Annotated in this window: 20 protein-coding genes, 1 tRNA gene and 2 pseudogenes; 13 read left to right on the top strand and 10 right to left on the bottom strand. The window is 66.1% G+C overall.

Going from position 1 to position 20,266, the window contains the following annotated elements:
* Positions 1 to 42: 42 nt before the first annotated feature.
* Positions 43 to 1,245 (bottom strand): 4-hydroxyphenylpyruvate dioxygenase, encoded by a 1,203-nt coding sequence (hppD, locus tag ACFU4Z_RS24410; protein WP_379066790.1) that lies wholly within the window; start codon positions 1,243 to 1,245, stop codon positions 43 to 45.
* Between the two features lie 148 nt (positions 1,246 to 1,393).
* Here hppD and ACFU4Z_RS24405 point away from each other — a divergent pair, with 148 nt between their 5' ends.
* Positions 1,394 to 1,918: an Lrp/AsnC family transcriptional regulator gene (locus ACFU4Z_RS24405; protein WP_379066788.1), complete on the top strand. Its 525-nt coding sequence runs from the start codon at positions 1,394 to 1,396 to the stop codon at positions 1,916 to 1,918.
* Between the two features lie 27 nt (positions 1,919 to 1,945).
* On the opposite strand, the gene ACFU4Z_RS24400 is transcribed toward ACFU4Z_RS24405, so the two are convergent.
* Positions 1,946 to 3,052, bottom strand: a complete 1,107-nt coding sequence (locus ACFU4Z_RS24400) for a winged helix DNA-binding domain-containing protein (protein ID WP_379066786.1) — start codon at positions 3,050 to 3,052, stop codon at positions 1,946 to 1,948.
* An 88-nt stretch (positions 3,053 to 3,140) separates the two neighbouring features.
* Positions 3,141 to 4,115: an NADPH:quinone oxidoreductase family protein gene (locus ACFU4Z_RS24395; RefSeq protein ID WP_379066784.1), complete on the bottom strand. Its 975-nt coding sequence runs from the start codon at positions 4,113 to 4,115 to the stop codon at positions 3,141 to 3,143.
* Positions 4,116 to 4,275: 160 nt separating this feature from the next.
* On the opposite strand from ACFU4Z_RS24395, the gene ACFU4Z_RS24390 reads away from it, so the two are divergent.
* Positions 4,276 to 4,572: a type VII secretion target gene (locus tag ACFU4Z_RS24390; protein ID WP_379066781.1), complete on the top strand. Its 297-nt coding sequence runs from the start codon at positions 4,276 to 4,278 to the stop codon at positions 4,570 to 4,572.
* Positions 4,569 to 5,720 (top strand): transglycosylase SLT domain-containing protein, encoded by a 1,152-nt coding sequence (locus tag ACFU4Z_RS24385; RefSeq protein WP_379066779.1) that lies wholly within the window; start codon positions 4,569 to 4,571, stop codon positions 5,718 to 5,720. The genes ACFU4Z_RS24390 and ACFU4Z_RS24385 overlap by 4 nt, the downstream gene beginning before the upstream one ends.
* Here ACFU4Z_RS24385 and ACFU4Z_RS24380 read toward each other — a convergent pair.
* Positions 5,714 to 5,929 (bottom strand): hypothetical protein, encoded by a 216-nt coding sequence (locus tag ACFU4Z_RS24380; RefSeq protein WP_379066777.1) that lies wholly within the window; start codon positions 5,927 to 5,929, stop codon positions 5,714 to 5,716. The two genes, ACFU4Z_RS24385 and ACFU4Z_RS24380, sit on opposite strands and share 7 nt — an antisense overlap.
* A gap of 140 nt (positions 5,930 to 6,069) precedes the next feature.
* On the opposite strand from ACFU4Z_RS24380, the gene ACFU4Z_RS24375 reads away from it, so the two are divergent.
* The gene (locus ACFU4Z_RS24375; RefSeq protein WP_379066775.1) at positions 6,070 to 6,843 is read left to right on the top strand and encodes an acyl-[acyl-carrier-protein] thioesterase; all 774 of its coding nucleotides are present in this window, start codon (positions 6,070 to 6,072) and stop codon (positions 6,841 to 6,843) included.
* 79 nt (positions 6,844 to 6,922) lie between these two features.
* Here the strand turns inward: ACFU4Z_RS24375 and ACFU4Z_RS24370 are convergent, their stop codons facing one another.
* Positions 6,923 to 8,593, bottom strand: a complete 1,671-nt coding sequence (locus tag ACFU4Z_RS24370; RefSeq protein WP_379066773.1) for an FAD-dependent oxidoreductase — start codon at positions 8,591 to 8,593, stop codon at positions 6,923 to 6,925.
* A gap of 179 nt (positions 8,594 to 8,772) precedes the next feature.
* On the opposite strand from ACFU4Z_RS24370, the gene ACFU4Z_RS24365 reads away from it, so the two are divergent.
* Positions 8,773 to 9,264, top strand: a complete 492-nt coding sequence (locus tag ACFU4Z_RS24365; protein ID WP_379066771.1) for a SixA phosphatase family protein — start codon at positions 8,773 to 8,775, stop codon at positions 9,262 to 9,264.
* A 71-nt stretch (positions 9,265 to 9,335) separates the two neighbouring features.
* On the opposite strand, the gene ACFU4Z_RS24360 is transcribed toward ACFU4Z_RS24365, so the two are convergent.
* On the bottom strand, positions 9,336 to 9,539 hold the full coding sequence (locus ACFU4Z_RS24360) for a hypothetical protein (RefSeq protein ID WP_379066769.1): 204 nt from the start codon (positions 9,537 to 9,539) through the stop codon (positions 9,336 to 9,338).
* A gap of 58 nt (positions 9,540 to 9,597) precedes the next feature.
* Between ACFU4Z_RS24360 and ACFU4Z_RS24355 the strand changes: the two genes are divergently transcribed.
* The 6 genes and pseudogenes from ACFU4Z_RS24355 (at position 9,598) to ACFU4Z_RS24330 (ending at position 12,740) form a co-directional block, all read left to right on the top strand.
* Positions 9,598 to 9,966 (top strand): VOC family protein, encoded by a 369-nt coding sequence (locus ACFU4Z_RS24355; RefSeq protein ID WP_379066767.1) that lies wholly within the window; start codon positions 9,598 to 9,600, stop codon positions 9,964 to 9,966.
* A gap of 120 nt (positions 9,967 to 10,086) precedes the next feature.
* The gene (locus ACFU4Z_RS24350) at positions 10,087 to 10,545 is read left to right on the top strand and encodes a MerR family transcriptional regulator (RefSeq protein ID WP_379066765.1); all 459 of its coding nucleotides are present in this window, start codon (positions 10,087 to 10,089) and stop codon (positions 10,543 to 10,545) included.
* Positions 10,546 to 10,588: 43 nt separating this feature from the next.
* Entirely contained in the window at positions 10,589 to 10,882 is a 294-nt protein-coding gene (locus ACFU4Z_RS24345; protein WP_379066763.1) for a putative quinol monooxygenase, read from the top strand.
* Positions 10,883 to 10,959: 77 nt separating this feature from the next.
* Positions 10,960 to 11,430: pseudogene (locus ACFU4Z_RS24340) on the top strand (carboxymuconolactone decarboxylase family protein); the annotation flags it as partial.
* Positions 11,407 to 11,754, top strand: a complete 348-nt coding sequence (locus ACFU4Z_RS24335) for a GNAT family N-acetyltransferase (protein WP_379066907.1) — start codon at positions 11,407 to 11,409, stop codon at positions 11,752 to 11,754. The pseudogene ACFU4Z_RS24340 and the gene ACFU4Z_RS24335, both read left to right, overlap by 24 nt.
* Complete coding sequence (locus tag ACFU4Z_RS24330) at positions 11,751 to 12,740, top strand: pirin family protein (protein ID WP_379066761.1); 990 nt, start codon at positions 11,751 to 11,753, stop codon at positions 12,738 to 12,740. The genes ACFU4Z_RS24335 and ACFU4Z_RS24330 overlap by 4 nt, the downstream gene beginning before the upstream one ends.
* A gap of 183 nt (positions 12,741 to 12,923) precedes the next feature.
* On the opposite strand, the pseudogene ACFU4Z_RS24325 reads toward ACFU4Z_RS24330, so the two are convergent.
* Positions 12,924 to 13,244: pseudogene (locus tag ACFU4Z_RS24325) on the bottom strand (ArsR/SmtB family transcription factor); the annotation flags it as partial.
* Positions 13,245 to 13,375: 131 nt separating this feature from the next.
* On the opposite strand from ACFU4Z_RS24325, the gene ACFU4Z_RS24320 reads away from it, so the two are divergent.
* A tRNA-OTHER gene (locus ACFU4Z_RS24320) sits at positions 13,376 to 13,494 on the top strand.
* Positions 13,495 to 13,546: 52 nt separating this feature from the next.
* Here ACFU4Z_RS24320 and ACFU4Z_RS24315 read toward each other — a convergent pair.
* Entirely contained in the window at positions 13,547 to 14,401 is an 855-nt protein-coding gene (locus tag ACFU4Z_RS24315) for a helix-turn-helix transcriptional regulator (protein WP_379066759.1), read from the bottom strand.
* A 100-nt stretch (positions 14,402 to 14,501) separates the two neighbouring features.
* Between ACFU4Z_RS24315 and ACFU4Z_RS24310 the strand changes: the two genes are divergently transcribed.
* A complete protein-coding gene (locus ACFU4Z_RS24310; protein ID WP_379066757.1) occupies positions 14,502 to 15,512 on the top strand; it encodes an aldo/keto reductase in 1,011 nt (336 codons plus the stop codon).
* A 59-nt stretch (positions 15,513 to 15,571) separates the two neighbouring features.
* On the opposite strand, the gene ACFU4Z_RS24305 is transcribed toward ACFU4Z_RS24310, so the two are convergent.
* Both ACFU4Z_RS24305 and ACFU4Z_RS24300 read right to left on the bottom strand, forming a co-directional pair.
* Complete coding sequence (locus ACFU4Z_RS24305; protein ID WP_379066755.1) at positions 15,572 to 16,042, bottom strand: PaaI family thioesterase; 471 nt, start codon at positions 16,040 to 16,042, stop codon at positions 15,572 to 15,574.
* 252 nt (positions 16,043 to 16,294) lie between these two features.
* The gene (locus ACFU4Z_RS24300) at positions 16,295 to 20,248 is read right to left on the bottom strand and encodes a DNA-directed RNA polymerase subunit beta' (RefSeq protein WP_379066753.1); all 3,954 of its coding nucleotides are present in this window, start codon (positions 20,246 to 20,248) and stop codon (positions 16,295 to 16,297) included.
* Positions 20,249 to 20,266 lie beyond the last annotated feature (18 nt).

The raw sequence follows: 20,266 nt of genomic DNA, 5'->3' as shown, positions 1-20,266 counted from the left end.
AAAGAGATCTACAACCTCCTGGCGTCATAACTCGGCGCGATTTCAGAGGTTGCCTCTGGCTTCCTGTTCGCGTTCGATCGCCTGGAACAGGGCCTTGAAGTTGCCCTTGCCGAAGCCGAGCGAACCGTGTCGCTCGATCAGTTCGAAGAAGACGGTCGGGCGATCGGTGAGCGGCTTGCAGAAGATCTGCAACAGGTAGCCGTCTTCGTCCCGGTCGACCAGGATGCCGCGACGCTGCAACTGGTCGACCGGCACGCGGACGTGGCCGATGCGGGCGCGCAGTTCGGGGTCGGAGTAGTAGGTGTCCGGCGTTTCCAGGAATTCGACGCCCTCACGGCGCAGCGTGTCGACGCAGGTGAGGATGTCGCTGGTGGCCAGCGCGATGTGCTGCACGCCGGGCCCGCGGTAGAACTCGAGGTATTCGTCGATCTGCGAACGCTTCTTGCCCACCGCGGGCTCGTTCAGCGGGAACTTCACCCGGTGATTGCCGTTGGCGACGACCTTGCTCATCAGTGCCGAGTACTCGGTCGCGATGTCGTCACCGACGAATTCGGCCATATTCGTGAAACCCATGACACGGCGGTAGAACTCGACCCACTCGTCCATCATGCCGAGCTCGACGTTGCCGACGACATGGTCGATCGCCTGGAACAGCCGGACCGGCGTGCCCGCGCGCGGTTGATAGCGGGAGCGGCGGACGATATAGCCGGGCAGATAGGGCCCGTAATACTTGGAACGGTCGACCAGCGTGTGCCGCGTCTCGCCGTAAGTGGCGATGGCCGCCGAGCGGACCGTGCCGAATTCGTCCGACTCGTCGTGCGGTTCGACCAGAATCGTCGCGCCGTGGGTGCGCGCCCAGTCGATGCAGCGGTCCACGTCGGGGACCTCGAGTGCGATATCGGTGATGCCATCACCGTGCCGGTCGTGATGGCCGACCAGCGGGCTGCCCGGATCGACAGCACCGGTGATCACGAACCGCGCGCCGCCACTGCGCAGCACGAACGCCTTGTGGTCACGATTGCCGGTCTCCGGTCCCGCGTAGGCCTCCAGCCGCATGCCGAAGGCGGACTCCAGGAAGTGCGCGGTCTGCGTCGCGTTGCCGACCACCCAGACCAGGGCGTCCCAGCCGATGACGGGGAACGGATCGACGCGGTCGTCGTGCTCGACGAGTCCGACGAGCCTGCGCAACTCACCGTCGGTGGGCAGGGCCGTCGGCCGGGAGTCCGGCAGCTTCTCGATGGTCATGGTCCAAGGAAATCGCCACCCATGCCGGTAGGCAATAGCGGTGGATTCCGATAGACACTCTGGCGAATTCGGCTAGCAAGACCCACAAGATGCTGGACAATTTGAATAGCATCACCGAGCACAGCCCGCGCCACGAACGGAGGCCGACATGTCGCACACGCCGGCAAAACTCGACGAACTCGATCTCGCCATCCTGACCGCGATGCACGAATATCAGAAGGCGGGAATCCTCGAACTGTCGCGCCGCACCCGGGTCGCACGGGCCACCGTCCAATCCAGGATCGGCAGGATGGAGGAATCCGGGGTCATCGCCTCCTACGACCCGCAAATCGACGTCACCGCTGCGGGTTTCGATGTCGAGGCCTTCGTCACGCTGGAGATCGCGCAAGGTGCGCTCGACACCGTCGCCGCCGAGCTCGACGCGATCCCCGGCGTGCTCGAGGCCTACGCGACTACCGGATCCGGCGATGTGCTGTGCCGGATCGGCGCCGACTCGCACGCCGGCCTGCAATCGGTGTTGCTGAGCATCGATCGGACCAGCTCGGTGGTGCGCTCACACAGCGTCATCGTGTTGTCGACAGTGATCCGGCGCCGCACACTGCCGCTGCTGCGCACCCTGACCCCCACCGGCACCACCAAGGCTCCCGCCTACCGCGACGCCCACGAGCGATAGCCGACTGCCGGGTCGCGGGAGCGCCGATCAGGGGCGCAGGTCGGCATCCACCTCGAGGATTTCGACGCGCGGCTGCTTGTCGGCCTCCAAGAACGCGAGCAGCGCATGCGATTCGGCCTCGACAGCCCGGCTCTCCGCCGCCGACCACTTCCTGGTCGGGGTGATGCGCAGGCGGGCAACGCCCTTCTCCGGGAAGATCTTGTAGAACCCGGAAAGGTAGCCGTCGAGCAACACCGGCGAAACCGCGGTGGCAAACGCGCGCAATGGCACCGGGCCGTCGGCCACGATCCTGCTGCGATCCTGGTGCGAGAGAATCGCATTGTCGTACCAGCCGAGCAGGCGCACCGGGGCGGGCAGCTCGGCGTCGGCCAGTTCACCGTCGGCGACGTCATAGAGGGTGCGGCCGCGCTCGTCGGTGTAGGTGCGCAACCTGTCGCCCAGCTGCTCGACCGCTTTCTTCATGCCCGTCAGTTTCGACCAGGTCTGCATGTCCATGGTGCTGGCGGGACCGAAAGCGCGCAGGTACCGGAAAATCAACTCCGCCAACGGATACGTCGGATCCAGTGGCGCGCCGAGCCACGGCTCGACCCGGGACCAGACCGGTCTGCTGTTGTCCTTCCACTTCCCGCGCGGCGGAGTCTGCAGCACCGGCAGCTGATAGAGCCAGGTCTGCACGACCGCGCCCGCGTCCCGATCGGGCCACAGCTCGGCCGCCTGTGCGCGCATGTCCGCCGCCGACATCGGCTGGTCCCCGAGCACCCGCTCGCCACGCGCGCGAACTTCCTCGGGATCGAGTCCGACCATCGCGCCGTAGTTGAATCCCTTACGGAACGGGATCTTTTCGAGCTCGGGCTGCACGTGCGGTGCGATACGCAAGGCATCCGGCGGCGTGACCAGGTGAATCGTGCCGCGCATCAACGTGATGCGAACCAGCGAGCGGTCCTCGAGCCCTGTCGACACCGTCGCCGGATCGAAATCCGCTATGCGGCTCCACAATCCGACGAACGGCGGCGTCGAGTCCTGGGCCTGCAGCCCGACGAGGTGATCACACATCTCGGGCACGGGCAGCGACGAGCGTTCCAGCAGATGCTGGCGGGCGAGCAGGGTCCGGTTCAATACCCGATTGGACAGCATCGTGCCGCGATTCTATGAGAGGTGGTGGTCGAGCGGCGGGTGGGCCGGCTTCATGACTCGCTCAGGGTACGTCGCCGCACCGACAGCCTCAGCGCACCGTGACGACGACTTTGCCGGTGGCGGTGCGGTTGTCCAGCGACGTGACCGCCGCGGCGGCCTGCTCCAGCGGGTACAGCACCGGGTCCGGCGGCGCGATCTCGCCGGAGGCCAGCAGCGGTTCGACCTCGGCCCACTGCTCGGTCAGGTAACCGGGATGCGTCATCACCCATTCGCCCCAGGCCGCGCCGGTCACCTCGACGTTCTTGAGCAGCAGCCGATTCACCTTGACCGTCGGGATTTCCCCGGCCGTGAAGCCGACAACCAGCAGGCGGCCTGCCGAGGCCAGCGATCGGATGCTGTCGGTGAAACGGTCGCCGCCCACCGGATCGAGCACGATGTCCACACCGCGGCCGCCGGTCAGTTCCTTGACCGCGGCGAGCCAGCCCTCGGTCAGCACCGCATCGGTGGCGCCGTTGGCGCGGGCCACCGCCGCCTTCTCCTCGGTGCTGACCACCGCGATCACCCGGCCCGCGCCGAGCGCGACGGCCATGCGCAGCGTCGAGGTACCGATGCCGCCCGCGGCGCCGTGCACGAGGACGGTCTCGCCTTCGGCGAGCCTGCCGCGGTTGCGCAGGCAGAAGTGCACGGTCAGGTCGTTGAACAGAATGCCTGCCCCGGCCTCCAGCGACACATTGCCGGGCAGGCGGAACACCATCTGCGCGGGCGCGACAGCGACCTCGGCCATAGCGTTGCCGAGCAGCGTCAGCGCCACCACACGATCGCCCGCCTTGACGTGCGCGCCCTCCGGCGCCTCACGAACAATGCCCGCCACCTCGCCACCGACGACGAACGGCAGCTCCGGCTTCATCTGGTACAGCCCACGCGTCATCAGGACATCGGGGAAAGCCACCCCGGCCGCGTGCACGTCGATGACCACGCCCCCCGGATATGCCGCGGGCTCCGGGATCTCCACGATCTCGATCGCTTCGGGCCCCTCCAACTTGCTGATCTGGGCTGCGCGCATGTGCCGACCTCTCTGTCCACTCGCCGACGCGGAACTCGCCGGCGACGCTGTGACCAACATAATGGGCAGCACCCTTTACCCGCTTCGGTGCACCTGTCCGCAGGATCGCATTTTGCTATGCTGGCCGCGACTTATGGTCGGGCGGGAAGGGGGATTTCCTATGCAGGTCAATCCGGAAACGCTGAAATCGTTCGCGTCGAACCTGGGCGCCGAAGCGGGCGCCATTCAGAAGTTCAACGAGGGGGCGGGCTTCGGCGTCGCGAGCAATGCGTTGCCGGGCACCGAGTTCGGCGGCACTGTGCAGCAGGCAACCGATGTGGTCAACCGTTGCCTGCAGCGAATCGGCGAACGTCTCACGACCGTCGCGGATAACATGCACAATGCGGCGGGCGCGTACGAGCTGACCGAAGACGACTTCGCCGCGAAACTCCGCACCATCGGGCTGCAGGTGTCATGACGCTGACCATTCCTGATGTAGAGAAGTGGGAGCCCGACCAGCTGACCACCGCGGGCAATCACGCCGACGGAATGGCGACCCAGCTCGACGCCGCGGTCAAGGGCGGCTCCGACAAGACCCGTGCGCTGACCTGGTCCGGCGCCGCAGCCACCGCGGCGAACGCGCGGATGGACATCGAAAAGACGCGGGCAGGCGCCGTCAGCACCGCGCTACAGGGCCTCCATACCGCGTTCACCTCGCAGGTGGACAACCTGAAGAACGCCAAAACCAAGGTGCTGCAGCTGCGCGACCTCGCCACCGCACCGAGTTCCACCCAGCAGGGCGCGGAACCCATACCCGGTTTCAAGGTCGAGCCCAATGGGGCCGTCACTGCCGACGACCGGATCGCCAAGGTCTGCGCACTGATGAACGGCCAGCAGCGGGTGGACGAGTCCTTGCGAATTCTGCGGGACGCGGCAACCTGGCAGGTCGACATCACCAACGCGCTGCAGCAGGCGGAAAGCGTTGCGGAACAGGCGAAAACGCAGGTCGCCCAGGCTGTGGGGAGTCTCCAGGCCGCCTACGACGCCCTCGGCGAACCGAAATCCGGTACCGCACCCGCGCCGACGCCGACCACACCGGCCGCGACCAATACCGCGACACCTGTCTCCTCGAACAAGCCCAACTATGCGACCGGCGGCAATCACAACAGCAGCGGCAACTCCCATTCGTCCTCGGGAACGCCCGCTACCGGCAGCCCGAGTTCCGGCTCCCCGGTCAGTTCCGGCTCCGCGACCGGGCCGATGCCGTCCGGCGATGTCGCCGAATGGATCAAGAAGGCCAAAGAGAAGCTGATCGCGATGGGCTACAGCCCCGATCAGATCGATGAGCGCGCGCTCGCGATGATCATCCAGCACGAGTCCGGCGGCAATCCGCAGATCGTCAACAACTGGGACAGCAATGCGGCAGCCGGTCACCCCTCGAAGGGGCTGATGCAGACGATCGACAGCACGTTCAACGCATACAAAGCGCCCGGCCACGACGATATCTACGACCCGGTCGACAACATCATCGCCGGTACGCGATACGCGATCGACCGGTACGGCTCGCTGTCCAATGTTCCCGGTGTGGCAGCCGTCAACAGCGGTGGGGCCTATCAGGGTTACTGACCGACCGTGCCACCTGGGTGGCCGAAGGTCAGATTGTTCGCGGCGAGGGCGGCGCGGAGCTTGACGATGGCGGTGGGCCCGACACCGTGCAGGGCGGCCACGTCGCGTTCGGTCCACGCGGTGAGGTCGGACAGGCGCTGGATTCCGGCCGCGGCGAGGGCTCGTTCGGCGGGTCTGCCGAGTTTCCCGGGGAGGTCGGAGTCGGTCATAGTCCCTATTTTGCCTGATGAGACGTCATATGCGGGAGTACGGGCGACTCGCCGCGAGGGTGTGACGTACGACCCGTAAAGTCATCTCAGAACAAGCAACGCACGAGAACGCGGCACAACGTGCAGCGCGAGGAGCACCAGTGTCACTCGAACAGCCACTCGCCCCGCTTCCCCAGGAGGGCATGGGGTTTGCTTCGGCGTGGCCCATCCGGGCTGGCGATGTCGATCCGTACAACCGCTTGCGATTCGATGCGGTCGCCCGCTATCTGCAGGACATCGCGGGCGAAGAGCTGGAGCAGACCTTCCTCAACCGGACCGATCCGAACTGGATCGTCCGGCGCACCGTCATCGACGTGATTCGGCCGATTCTCTGGCCGGACAGGGTGCAGCTGCTGCGGTGGTGTTCGAGCATGTCGACCAGGTGGACGAACATGCGGGTGCGGGTGACCAGCTCGAACGGTGGGTTGATCGAGTCAGAGGGCTTCTGGATCAATATCAGTGAGTCGAACAACATGCCGGCCCGGATCAGCGATGACGGCCTGGCCTACCTGGCGCAGACCACCACCGAGCATCGGCTGCGCTGGCGGCCGTATCTCACCGACACCACACCGGCGGAGTCGGATACGGACATGCCGTTCCCGGTGCGCGCCACTGATATCGACCAGTACAACCACGTCAACAACGCCTGTTACTGGCAGGCGGTGGAGCAGTACCTCGCCGAGTACCCCAAGCTGGTCGCCGCGCCGCACCGCGCGGTGATCGAGTACGTGGCGCCGGTACTCGCGCGCCAGCATGTGACAGTGCGCAGCCGCTATGAGCCGGGTGACCGGTCCGGTCATCCGGTGCTGCGGCTGTGGTTCGTCGTCGGCGGCACCACCACCACGGTGGTGCGCATCATGCCGCTGCCTGCCTGAGGCTCCCCCGCCGCCGCGCTGCTGTTGCGGTGTCGAGAAGGCCGGTCGGATCGCGGCAAACCCGACCGGCGTTGTTTCCTCAGCCGCGTGCGGCCTTGATCAGATCCTCGCGGGTGGTGAACTTGACCCGAGGGCGGCCGGAAGCCTTGCCCGCCGACTTCTCCGCCAGATCGATCGCCTTCCAGCCCTGCCGGTCGACCAAGTCGGCCTGACGCTCGCTGACCAGCGCCTTCAGCGCGGCTCGATCGGCCTGCGGCACACCGAGTTTGCCGGCGGTGAAGTCGGCGATCAGCTGCTCGACGGTCTCCTCCGAGTCGATCCGGTTCGAGCCGATCACGCCGCGCGGACCACGCTTGATCCAGCCGCTGACGTACACGCCCGGGATCGGGACGCCGTTGTCGCCGAGCACTCGTCCGTGCTCATTGGGCACCACCGCGCGCCGCTCGTCGAAGGGCAGGTCCTTGATCGGTTCGCCCTTGTAGCCGATGGATCGCAGCACCAGCGAGGCGTCCACGCTGTCGGTGCGCTCGGTCGCCCGCGCCACCAATTGGCCGCCCTCGTCGACCAATTCGTTGTGCACGAATTCGACCGTCTCGACGTGCTCGGCGCCGGTGAGCGCGGTCGGCGAGCCCAGGTAGCGGAACACGATCCGCCTGTTGGCCGGATCGCGCCGGCCCACGGCGTATTCCTTCGCCAAGGTGTACTTGAGCCGCAGCGACGGCTCGATCTTCGGGTCGTCCAGCAGTGCCTGACTGCCCGGGTCGAGTGCGAGATCGGCCTCGTCGACGACGATGTCCACACCCTTCAGGTGGGTCAGCGCCAGGAATTCCGACGAGGTGTACGCCGCTTGCAGCGGGCCACGTCTGCCGAGCACGACCACTTCGCGAATATTGCTGCGGCGCAGCGCGTCGAGGGCGTAGTCGGCGATGTCGGTCTTGGCGAGCTCGTCCGGATCGACGGTCAGCACGCGCGCGACATCGAGGGCGACATTGCCGTTGCCGACGATCACCGCTCGCTCGCCGGAGAGGTCGAACTCGCGGTCCGCGTAGTCGGGGTGGCCGTTGTACCAGGCGACGAACTCGGTCGCGGAGTGACTGCCCGGCAGGTTCTCACCCGGCACGCCCATGTGGCGGTCGGTGGCAGCGCCGACAGCGTAAATGACGGCGTGGTGGTGGGCCAGCAGTTCCTCGTGCGTGATGTGGGTGCCGACCTCGACATTGAGGTAGTACTGCAACGTCTCCCGCCGGAACGCGGACTCGAACAGGCCCGAGACGGTTTTGGTGCCGGGATGGTCGGGGGCGACACCCGCGCGCACCAGACCCCACGGCGTCGGTAGCCGGTCGAACATCTCGACCTCCACGTCGGCCCGGCGCAGCAGCTCGTCGGCCGCATAGCAGGCCGCGGGTCCGGCGCCGACGATCGCGACCCGCAGGGTGCCGAGGTCCTTCGGCGGCCGCGCAGGCGTCACGATCGGATCGAAGTTCGATTCGAGCGGGTGCCGTTGGAAGTACGCGGCATTGATATCGCGATACCTGGCTAGCGACGCAGTCAGATCATCTTCAGGGAAGATGGCCTCCACCGGGCACGCGTCGACACAGGCACCGCAATCGATACAAGTGTCAGGGTCGATGTAGAGCATCTCGGTCGTCGCGAACTCCGGCTGATCCGGTGTGGGACGAATGCAATCGACCGGGCACTCGGAGACGCAGCTGGCGTCGTTGCAACAACGCTGCGTGATTACGTAGGCCATAGTGTGCAGATCCTCGAAAATGTGCGTGGGCTGTAGGCCACCCAAGGGTTGAAGGTGGGCAGAAGCGTGACGACAGTGGACCCGCGGGTGTGTCCCGCAGGGCGCCGCGTTGTGACGCCGCTTTCAGTTTGCCTCGAGTGTGGTTCATACCTCTCGACCGGAGGCCCTACGGTATCCCTATGGTGCGGACTCTGATCCTCATGCGGCACGGCAAATCGGCCTATCCGGACGGTGTCGCCGACCACGAACGCCCGCTCGCGCCGCGCGGACAACGCGAAGCGGGCTTGGCGGGGCAATGGTTGCGCGACACTCAGCCGCCGATCGATGCCGTGCGGTGCTCGACCGCGGCACGCACCCGGGAAACACTGGCCGCCACCGGGATCGACGCGCCGGTCGTCTATGAATCCGGCATCTACGAAGCCTCGCCACGGACTCTCATCGAACTGGTCCAGCTCAGCGACGACGCTGTCTCGACCTTGCTGGTGATCGGGCACGCGCCCGGAATGCCGTGGACGGCATGGGAGCTGGCGGGCAACCGCGACTCGATGCAGGCGGTCGAACTCAGCAGGAAGTTCCCCACCTCGGCACTCGCGGTGCTCGAGTTCGACCGCCCGTGGGCGGACATCGACCCGGGCACCGGAGAGCTCGTGCGCTTCCATATTCCGCGGTGAGGATTTCCTCGGTGCCACGCTGACCAGCTCCCCGGACACGTCGCCGACGCCCGACGGCATCGGCCTCGATGTCAGTGCAGCAGCTTGCCGCCGACAACAACGACAACGCCGAGCACGACGAGCAGCACGAAGGCGGCGAACCCGCCGACCAGCCACCAGACGAGACCGAGCGCGACGACGAACGGCGCCACCACGATGGCGGTGATCACCGGGCTTTCCTTGACCGTGGCCCAGGCCGCACGTGCCCTGACCCGATCGATGTCCTTACCTGGCATGCTCCCAGAGTAGGCGCGAATCCCGGACTTTGTCGGGCCTCGGTGGGATGCTCGGACCATGGATTGGAAAATCGAGCTCGTCGCCATTCCGGTCACCGACGTCGACCGGGCCAAGGATTTCTACACCAAGATCGGCTTCAATGCCGACTTCGATGAAAGCCCCACCGAGGACATCCGTTTCGTACAGCTGACCCCGCCCGGTTCCGGCTGTTCGATCTGTATCGGCAGGGGCATCACCGAGGCAGCGCCCGGCAGCGTCGAGGGCATGCAGGTCGTCGTCGCCAGCGCCCAAGCGGCCTTCGAGCAGCTGGTCGCGGCCGGTGTGCAAGCGTCGCCGGTCAAAGACATGGGCTGGGGCCTGTTCACGTTCTTCGCCGATCCAGACGGCAACAAGTGGGCCATCCAGGAACTGCCGAAGCGCGACTGACCTGTCCGCGGCGGCGCATCGCCCGTTCGACGACGATCCGAATTGCCGGAAGAATAGCCTTGGTTGGAGTGCACTCCAGGTGAGTAGCGTCGTCGATGTTCCATGGGAAGGGCGAGTGCAATGAGCGAAACCGCACGTGAGGGCGTTGTCAGTGCTGACAGGGAGCACCCGAGGTACTCGATCGGCGATGCTGCCGAACGCTCGGGCCTGAGCCGTGACACCTTGCGCTGGTACGAGCGGATCGGGCTGATGAACTACATCGGGCGCGATCACACCGGGAAACGGCGGTTCAGCGACCGCGACCTGGAGTGGCTCGCACTGATCGGCAGACTGCGCACCACCGGCATGTCGGTGGCCGATATGGTCCGCTACGCCGAACTCGTCCGGGCAGGCGACTCCACGTTCCCGCAACGGCTGGAAATGTTCCGCAATACTCGTGCCGAGGTACTCGCCACGATCGATGAACTGCGCCAGACCGTAGCCGTGCTGGACTACAAGATCGACGTGTACGAGGGCAAAACCGCGGCGATCCGACCGGCAATTCTCACCGCGCACCACAGCGGGGGACTCGAGGCGTGACCTCCGCGACCATCGACCCGCACAACAGAGCAGGAGAACACCTGTGTCCACGCTGACGCTCAATGTCCGATTCCACGCGAAGCCGGGTCGGGAGGCCGACCTGCGCGAGACGCTCGAAGCCCTTGTCGCACCGACCGTCGCCGAGCCGGGCTGCCTGCGCTACGAGCTCTACCTGCACCCGACCGATCCGAGCCGGATGGTGCTGCTCGAGGAGTGGGTCGACGCGGCGGCCCTTGCGGAGCATTTCGCGACACCGCATCTGAAGCAGGGCGCGGCGGCGCTCGAGGAGATCCTGGCCGAGCCGTTCCAGATTCGGCGGTTCAACGAGATCTCCTGAGCTCGAATACCGGGGCAGCACGGGCGATCTGGAGCACAGCCCGACCAGGTCGCCGTGCTGCTCTACTATCCGGACTCATGGAGTCCCGAGGCTACGACGAGCGCGTCTGGATCGACAAGCAAACACCCGACGCGTTTCGCGCACTCAACACCGTCGCGAGCGCGGTCCGCGCCGCCGGCGCCGCAGCGGGGCTCGATCGCAGGCTCATCGAGCTGCTCAACGTTCGCGTTTCGCAGATCAACGGCTGCGCCTTCTGCTTGGACGTGCACCATCGTGCCGCGATCGCCGCAGGCGCCACCGAGCGCGAACTCGCCGTGCTGCCAGCCTGGCGGCGCACCGAACTGTTCACTCCATTCGAATGCGCCGCCCTCGCGCTCGCGGAGCTCACCACCACGTTGCCGGATCAGCCGACGATGGAGCGTGAGTACGCTCTCGCACGGAAGCATTTGTCGGATGATCAGGTTTCCACCGTCATCTGGGTCGCGACGACGATCAGCGCGTTCAACCGCGTGTCGATCATGAGCATGCACCCGGTGCGCACGCGGAAGGAGAAGGCGAACATGACCGAATCGGCTCCGGAGAGCAAGGTCGTCCGCAATGACGAGAAGAACCGCTACGAGGTCTTCTACAGTGGCGAACTCGCCGGTTTCAGTGAGTACGAGGAGCGCGACGACGAGACGGTGTTCATCCACACCGAGATCGATGGCGCTTTCTCCGGCAAGGGCCTCGGCAGCATTCTCGCCGGGCAGGCCATCGAGGACGTCATCGCGCGTGGCCGGGTGATCCGGCCACTGTGCCCGTTCATCAAGGCCTACCTCGAGAAGCACCCGCAGTACGACGAACACGTGGTCGGCAAGGGCATCACGCGGTGAGCGATCTGGATCCGCACCCCGAGGAAGCGCTGTGCGAGGCGGGTCCGTGTCCGGGTCCGGTGACCGAATTCTTCCCCGCGCGCGAGGTGCCACTCGGCGGTGTGCGCGGCGTTTTCGTCGAACGCGTACTGCCGCAACGTGATCTACCGACCGTCGGGGCCTGGTGTTTCCTCGATCATTTCGGGTCGCCGACTGTCACCAAGACGGGGGCCTCCCCCGATATCGACCCGCACCCGCACATCGGCCTGCAGACAGTGACCTGGCCGTTCGACGGCCGGATCCGGCATCGCGACTCGGTCGGGTCCGATGTGGAGATCGAGCCGGGTCAGCTGAACCTGATGACTTCCGGACGCGGCATCGCGCATTCCGAATACAAGGTCGCGGGCGCGCACTCGGGGCACGGGCTGCAACTGTGGATCGCTTTGCCCGGCGACCGAACCAGGATCGAACCGCACTTCGAGCAGCATCGCGACCTGCCGGTGTACGCGACGCCCGGCGTGCGTGCGATTGTGCTGATCGGCTCGCTCGGCGATCGCACGTCACCGGCGGTCGCCTACACGCCCATCGTCGGCGCGGACGTGCGGATCGAGCCGGGCACCGAGACCGCCCTTCCACTCGAACCCAGCTTCGAATACGCGGTGATGGTGATCGAGGGCGACGTCACCGTCGCGGGCGCCGAGGTCGGTGCCGGCCCCCTGCTGTACCTCGGTACCGAGCGCACCGAATTGCCGCTCAGCAGCGCCAACGGCGCGCATTTCGCGCTGATCGGCGGCGAGCCGTTCGGCGAGGATCTGGTGATGTGGTGGAACTTCGTGGGTCGCAGCCATGAGGACATCGTCGCGGCCCGAAATGACTGGGAGAACCGGAACGTCGAGCGGTTCGCCGATATCGCGGGCCACCCACCCGAGCAGCGGATCCCGGCGCCGCCCCTGCCCGGGCTACACCTGAAGCCGCGCAAGCGTCGAATCGGCCCTGCGCGCACCTGATCTCGTCGTTCGACAGTCCGGCCCGGCCTCGATGAGGAGACAGGGCTGGACCGCGCGGCGCAGGAACGTCTTTCGGACGGTTCACGCACCCTTGGCGAGCAGCGCGTCCAGCGCCCGGTAGCTCGCGTTGAGCCCGGTCTCCATGCCGGACTGCAGCATTCCGTCGCGCTCCTGCGGGTCATGCTCCGTTCGCTCGAGAAATTCACCGAGACGGTCCATCCGGGCTTCCACCATGCGCCGATGTTCCTGCATCCACGCCAGCTCGCGATCGAAGACATTCGCGCCGAGCCTGCAGTACCTGACCCGTCCGCGCTTCTCCGTGACAACCATGCCCGCTCCCTCCAGCAGGTGGATGTGCTTCTTGATGCCGGTGAGGGTCATCTCGAAGCGCTCCGCCAATTCACTGACCGATGCGGGGCCCCGCCCGAGGTGCTGCAGAATCCCGCGCCTGGTGGGATCCGCGAGCGCTCCGAACGATTCGTCGAGGAAGTCATACTGAACCATCTAGTTCAGTATTAGCGCGACGAACTGCCCTGTCAATGCCTCGTCGCACCCGCGCTCGGAAAATCGCTCTACAAGTGGTGTGGCCGGTTCCTAGGATGTCGCTAGCGGGATCGCGCAATCCCGCAGGATGCGGACCGTGGCAGAGCGGCCCAATGCAGACCGGCAGCCGGAGGAACCTCGACTGCCGGTGTGAGGGAGACGAGCGGTCCTGCTCCGATCCGTCCGCGGGTTCGAATCCCGCCGGTCACCGCATCCGCCCAGCATGTCACCGGCGTGACTACTTCGACGTCGATCCCGGATGGCTAGCCGTGAATGTCGTCGGACACCAGGGTCTGGGTTCCGATGACACGCAACAGGTCCAGCTTGTCGGCGGCATCCGTGCCGGGGCGCGGCAAATAGACGAGCAGGCGCTGGGCCGAGTTCGGCGTCAGCAAGGTTTCGCAGACGGTGTCGATCAGGCCGACCTCGGGATGCAGAACCCGCTTGGTGTCGGCGACCCGCACCGCCACTTCGTGTTCGTTCCAGAGTCGCTCGAATTCCGCACTCGCGGCACGCAGTTTGCTCACGTACTCGATGACGTCGGCATCGCCGGACCGACGCGCCGCGGTGGCCCGCAGGTCGGCAACATGGTTGCGGCCCAGCCGATCCCAGTCGTCCTCCGGGAAGATGGACCTCGCCCCCGGCTCGGTGAACCAGCGCCACGCGTAGTACCGATCCATGCCACGGCGATTTCCGTGGTCGCCGACGAGCAGCAGGTGCATCCGGTTCTGCACGAGCACCTCGCCGAGGTCGGTGACCACCGCGGCCGCGGTGTCGTCGAGCTTGGCCAGCACGTGCAGCAGGCCGGGGCCGACGTGCTTGTCGCCGAGGTCGCCGCCGGGCGGCGCCTGGTCGCAGAGGTGGTAGAGGTGATCGCGCTCGTCGCTGCTGAACCGCAATGCTCGCGCCAGCGATGCCAGCACCTGGGTGGAGGGTCGCGGACCTCGCGACTGTTCCAGCCGGGTGTAGTAGTCGGTGGACATGCCCGCCAGCAACGCCACCTCGTCGCGGCGCAGCCCGGGCGTGCGACGCCGGACGCCCGGTGGCAGGCCGACGTCGGCCGGCGTCAATTGCTCGCGGCGACGGCGTAGGAAATCGGCCAGTTCGGATCGGTCCATGTCTCCACTGTCCCCGAACCCGGCACCGCGAGCCAGGGATCACCGCTCCCCCGATAAGCGATCTCTGCCGCGGTCGCGGCCAGGGCGTCAGGCTTGTCCCATGACGACATCGAAGATCTCCGCCACCCGGCTCGGCAGCACCGGACCGACCGTCGCCCGGATCGGCCTTGGTGCGATGGGAATGTCCGGCATGTACGGCGCCGCCGACGACGCCGAGTCGACCGCGACCATCCACGCCGCACTCGATTCCGGCGCCAACCTCATCGACACCGGCGACTTCTACGGCGCAGGCCACAACGAGATGCTGATCGGCAAGGCCATCGCCGAGCGTCCCCGCGAGGACGTGGTGCTCAGCGTGAAGTTCGGCGCGCTGCGCGGTCCAGGCGGCACCTGGGACGGCTTCGACAGCCGCCCCGCCGCGGTGCGCAACTCCCTCAGCTACAGCCTGCAGCGCCTCGGCGTCGACTACATCGACATCTACCGCCCCGCCCGCCTCGACCCGAACGTCCCGATCGAGGACACCATCGGCGCGATCGCCGAGCTCATCGAGGCCGGGTATGTCCGCCACATCGGACTGTCCGAGGTCGGTGCGGACACCATCCGCCGGGCCGCGGCCGTGCATCCGATCGCGGATCTGCAGATCGAGTATTCGCTGATCTCCCGCGGCATCGAGGCCGAGATCCTGCCCGTCGCCCGCGAGCTCGGCATCGGCGTCACCGCTTACGGCGTGTTGTCCCGTGGCCTGCTCAGCGACAGCGTGCGCCGGGAAACGACCTTCGCCGCCAACGACTTCCGCGCCCACAGCCCGCGCTTCCAGGGCGAGAATCTCACCCAGAACCTGACACTGGTCGATGGGCTCGCGAAAATCGCCGCGCAACAGGGTATTTCGGTGGCACAGCTGGCCATCGCGTGGGCGCTGACCCGAGGCGAGGACATCGTCCCGGTCATCGGCGCGCGCCGCCGCGAGCGCTGGAACGAAACCCTCGGCGCACTGGACGTGCGGCTGAGCGCCGAGGATCTGGCCGTCATCGAGGCGGCCGTGCCCGCCGATCGAATCGCGGGCGACCGCTACGCCAGCGCCCAGATGGCATTGCTCGACAGCGAGCGCTGAGCCGCGCATCGGGAGGATGCGCCCGCAGCACCGGCGATCGCACCCTCCCGATGGCTCGCCTACGACCGCTTCGGTCTGATAACAGCGGTGAATACCGCGGTGGCGACGGCTTTTCCGGTGTTGTCGGTGATGCGCACGGGCACCTCCAGTTCGATAGCGACACGGGCCGCGATATCCGCGCGGACCTTCGCGAGGGTGTCGGCCGATACCTCAGAGGTCGCCAGAAACGGCCCCGCCGCGCCCTTCGCGCGCGCCAGATATTCGATCCGCCCATCCCTGGCGACGATGAACGTTTCCCCCATCAGATCAACGATGCCGGAGATGGACGCCCCCATCGCCGCCGTCTCCGCCAGTCCGAACAACACCGCGGCATGCACATCCCCGTTGTGGTTGAAGTGCTCCGTGCGCGGCGCGATCGACACAACATTGCGTCCAGAACCGAACTCCACACCTTCGATGCCGGTGTACTGAATGAATCCCAGCTTCTGAAACCCGGCCATCACCAGATCGCCCATGGTCGCGCTGTCCATCGAATCTCCCACCAGCCCTCAAACTGAAACGTGTTCTACTTTCATACCTCGGGCGTTCGCTGTTGTCCATGCGATGGACACACGAAAACTAATGCTGAACGGGATCTTCTCGTCACACTGTCCGACTCCGCCCGCCGTATCACACCGAAGGACGAAGCCAGCCGTTCCTGGGCTGACGGGACTGTCCCGAAACGCACATCGGCCCCCGCTCCAGTAGGAGCGGGGGCCGAATGCTGTTGCAGGGCTACCGAATTACCGGTAGTCGCTGAAACCGTAATCGTCCAGCGGGACCGCGGCACCGGTGGTGGCGCCGAAGCTGTCCGGGCTGTAGTAGGTGTCGTCGTAGGACGGCACCGCGTACGCCGCGGCACGGGCTTCTTCGGTCGGCTGCACCGTGATGTTGCGGTAGCGGTTGATACCGGTACCGGCCGGGATCAGCTTGCCGATGATCACGTTTTCCTTGAGGCCGATGAGCTTGTCCGAGCGGCAGTTGATGGCCGCGTCGGTCAGGACTCGAGTGGTCTCCTGGAAGGATGCCGCCGACAGCCACGAATCGGTCGCGAGCGACGCCTTCGTGATACCCATCAGCACCGGGCGACCGGCCGCGGGCTCATTGCCCTCGGCGACGACGCGACGGTTGGAGGCCTCGAACTCGGAACGCTCGGTGAGCGAGCCGGGCAGGAACTCCGTGGCACCGGAATCGATGATCGTCACGCGACGCAGCATCTGGCGCACGATGACCTCGATGTGCTTGTCGTGGATCGACACACCCTGCGAGCGGTAGACCTCCTGGACCTCGTGGACCAGGTGGATCTGCACCTGACGGGGGCCCATCACGCGCAGCACCTCGTGCGGATCCGCCGCGCCTTCCAGCAGCTGCTGGCCGACCTCGACGTGGTCACCGTCCGAGAGCAGACGCTCGGTGCCGTCGTCGTGCTTGAAGACACGCAGACGCTGACGCTTCGAGAGCTTGTCATAGACAACCTCTTCGCCACCGTCATCCGGGATGATGGTGATCTTGTAGAAGCGATCGTCGTCTTCCATCCGCACGCGGCCGGAGACCTCGGCGATCGGAGCCTTGCCCTTGGGCACACGGGCCTCGAACAGCTCCTGGACACGCGGCAGACCACCGGTGATGTCCTCGCCCGCGACACCACCCTGGTGGAAGGTACGCATGGTCAGCTGAGTACCGGGCTCACCGATGGACTGCGCGGCGACGATACCGACGGCCTCACCGATGTCGACGAGCTTGCCGGTCGCCATCGAGCGGCCGTAGCAGGTCGCACACACGCCGGTGCCGGTGGTGCAGGTCAGCACGGAGCGGACCTTCACCTCGGTGATACCGGCCTCCAGCAGCGCCTCGATGGCCGGGTCGCCGAGGTCGGCGCCCTTGGCGATGACGAGGTTGCCCTTGGCGTCCACCGCATCCGATGCCAGGGTGCGCGCGTACGCGGAGGTCTCCACGTGCGCGTCCCGGATCAGCGAGCCGTCCGCCTGCTTGTCGGCGATCGTCACGATGATGCCGCGCTCGGTGCCACAGTCGTGCTCACGCACGATGACGTCCTGCGAGACGTCCACCAGACGACGGGTCAGGTAACCCGAGTCGGCGGTGCGCAGCGCGGTGTCGGCCAGACCCTTACGGGCACCGTGGGTGTTGATGAAGTACTCCAGAACCGTCAGGCCCTCACGGAAGGAGGACTTGATCGGCCGCGGGATGAACTCACCCTTCGGGTTGGTAACCAGGCCCTTCATACCGGCGAGGGTACGAGTCTGGGTGAAGTTACCGGTCGCGCCCGACTCGACGATCGTGATGATCGGGTTGTCCGGCGGGTAGTGCGCACGCAGCGCCGTACCGACCTCTTCGGTCGCTTCCTGCCAGATCTTGACCAGGGCGCTGTTGCGCTCGGTGTGATCGAGCGCGCCACGCTGGTATTTCTTCTCGATCTGATCGGCAAGCGCCTCGTAGCGCTCCATGATCTCGGCCTTCTCCGGCGGCACCAGCACGTCGGACATCGAGACCGTCACACCCGAACGCGTGGCCCAGTGGAAGCCGGCGTCCTTGAGCTTGTCGACGGTCTGCGCGACCACGATCATCGGGTAGCGCTCGGCCAGATCGTTGATGATCGTCGCCTGACGCTTCTTCGGCATCTGCTCGTTGATGAACGCGTAGTCCGCGGGCAGCAACTCGTTGAACAGCACCCGGCCCAGCGTGGTCTCGGCGAGCCACGCGTCACCGCGGTTCCAGCCCTCCGGGAACTGCTCCGCTTCGATGTCCTTCGGCGGACGCTGCTCGGTGAGCCGCACCTTGATCAGCGAACGCACGGTCAGCTCATCACGGTCGACCGCCATCTGCGCCTCGGCAGGCGAGGAGTACACGCCCTGCTCGGAAGCGTTCTTGGAGGCCGGCTGGTAGGAACCCTTCGCGCCATCGACGAGGCGAGTCAGGTAGTACAGGCCGGTCACCATGTCCAGACGCGGCATGGCCAGCGGACGACCCGAGGCGGGCGACAGGATGTTGTTCGAGGACAGCATCAGGATGCGGGCCTCGGCCTGCGCCTCCGCGGACAGCGGAAGGTGCACGGCCATCTGGTCACCGTCGAAGTCGGCGTTGAACGCTTCACAGACGAGCGGGTGCAGCTGGATCGCCTTACCCTCGACGAGCTGCGGCTCGAACGCCTGGATGCCGAGGCGGTGCAGGGTGGGCGCACGGTTCAGCAGCACCGGGTGCTCGGCGATGACCTCTTCGAGGACATCCCACACCTGGGGACGCTGACGCTCGACCATCCGCTTGGCGGACTTGATGTTCTGCGCGTGGTTCAGGTCGACCAGACGCTTCATCACGAACGGCTTGAACAGCTCGAGCGCCATCAGCTTGGGCAGACCACACTGATGCAGCTTCAGCTGCGGACCGACGACGATGACCGAACGGCCCGAGTAGTCGACGCGCTTGCCGAGCAGGTTCTGACGGAAACGACCCTGCTTGCCCTTGAGCAGATCGCTCAGGGACTTCAGCGGGCGGTTACCCGGTCCGGTGACCGGACGGCCGCGACGGCCGTTGTCGAACAGCGCGTCGACGGACTCCTGCAGCATCCGCTTCTCGTTGTTGACGATGATCTCGGGCGCGCCGAGGTCGATCAGTCGCTTGAGGCGGTTGTTGCGGTTGATCACGCGGCGGTACAGGTCGTTCAGGTCGGAGGTGGCGAAACGGCCACCGTCGAGCTGAACCATCGGACGCAGCTCCGGCGGAATCACCGGGACAGCGTCGAGCACCATGCCCATCGGCGAGTTGCCGTTGGTCTGGAACGCCGCGACGACCTTGAGCCGCTTGAGCGCGCGCAGCTTCTTCTGGCCCTTGCCGCTGCGGATGGTCTCCCGCAGGTTCTCGGCCTCGGCGCTGATGTCGAAGTTCTCCATCAGCTTCTGGATGGACTCCGCACCCATGGCGCCGGTGAAGTACTCGCCGTAACGGTCGACCAGCTCACGGTAGAGCACCTCATCGACGATGAGCTGCTTGACCGACAGCTTGGTGAAGGTGGTCCAGATCTCCTCGAGCCGGTCCAGCTCACGCTGGGACCGATCGCGCAGCTGTCGCATCTCGCGCTCGCCGCCGTCCTTGACCTTGCGGCGGACGTCGGACTTGGCGCCCTCGGCCTCGAGCTCGGCCAGGTCGGCCTCGAGCTTCTGGGCGCGGGCCTCCAGGTCGGCGTCGCGCTGGTCGGCGACCGCCTTCTTCTCGACCTCCATCTCGGCTTCGAGAGTGGAGAGCTCGTTGTGGCGCAGCTCGTCGTCGACGCCGACGATCACGTAGGCGGCGAAGTAGATGATCTTTTCCAGATCCTTCGGCGCCAGGTCGAGCAGGTAGCCCAGGCGCGAAGGCACGCCCTTGAAGTACCAGATGTGGGTAACGGGAGCGGCCAGCTCGATGTGGCCCATCCGCTCACGACGCACCTTGGCGCGAGTCACCTCGACGCCACAGCGCTCACAGATGATGCCCTTGAAGCGGACGCGCTTGTACTTGCCGCAGTAGCACTCCCAGTCCCGGGTCGGACCGAAGATCTTCTCGCAGAAGAGCCCGTCCTTCTCCGGCTTGAGCGTGCGGTAGTTGATGGTCTCCGGCTTTTTCACTTCGCCGAAGGACCACTGCCGAATGTCTTCGGCGGTGGCCAGGCCGATCCGGAGTTCATCGAAGAAGTTGACGTCTAGCACGTAACTTCCTTTCCCCTA

It is taken from the genome of Nocardia sp. NPDC057440 (assembly GCF_042802915.1).
Lineage (GTDB): Bacteria > Actinomycetota > Actinomycetes > Mycobacteriales > Mycobacteriaceae > Nocardia.
Note: the sequence above shows the minus strand (reverse complement) of the source record. Positions and strands in the feature narration are given on the sequence as shown.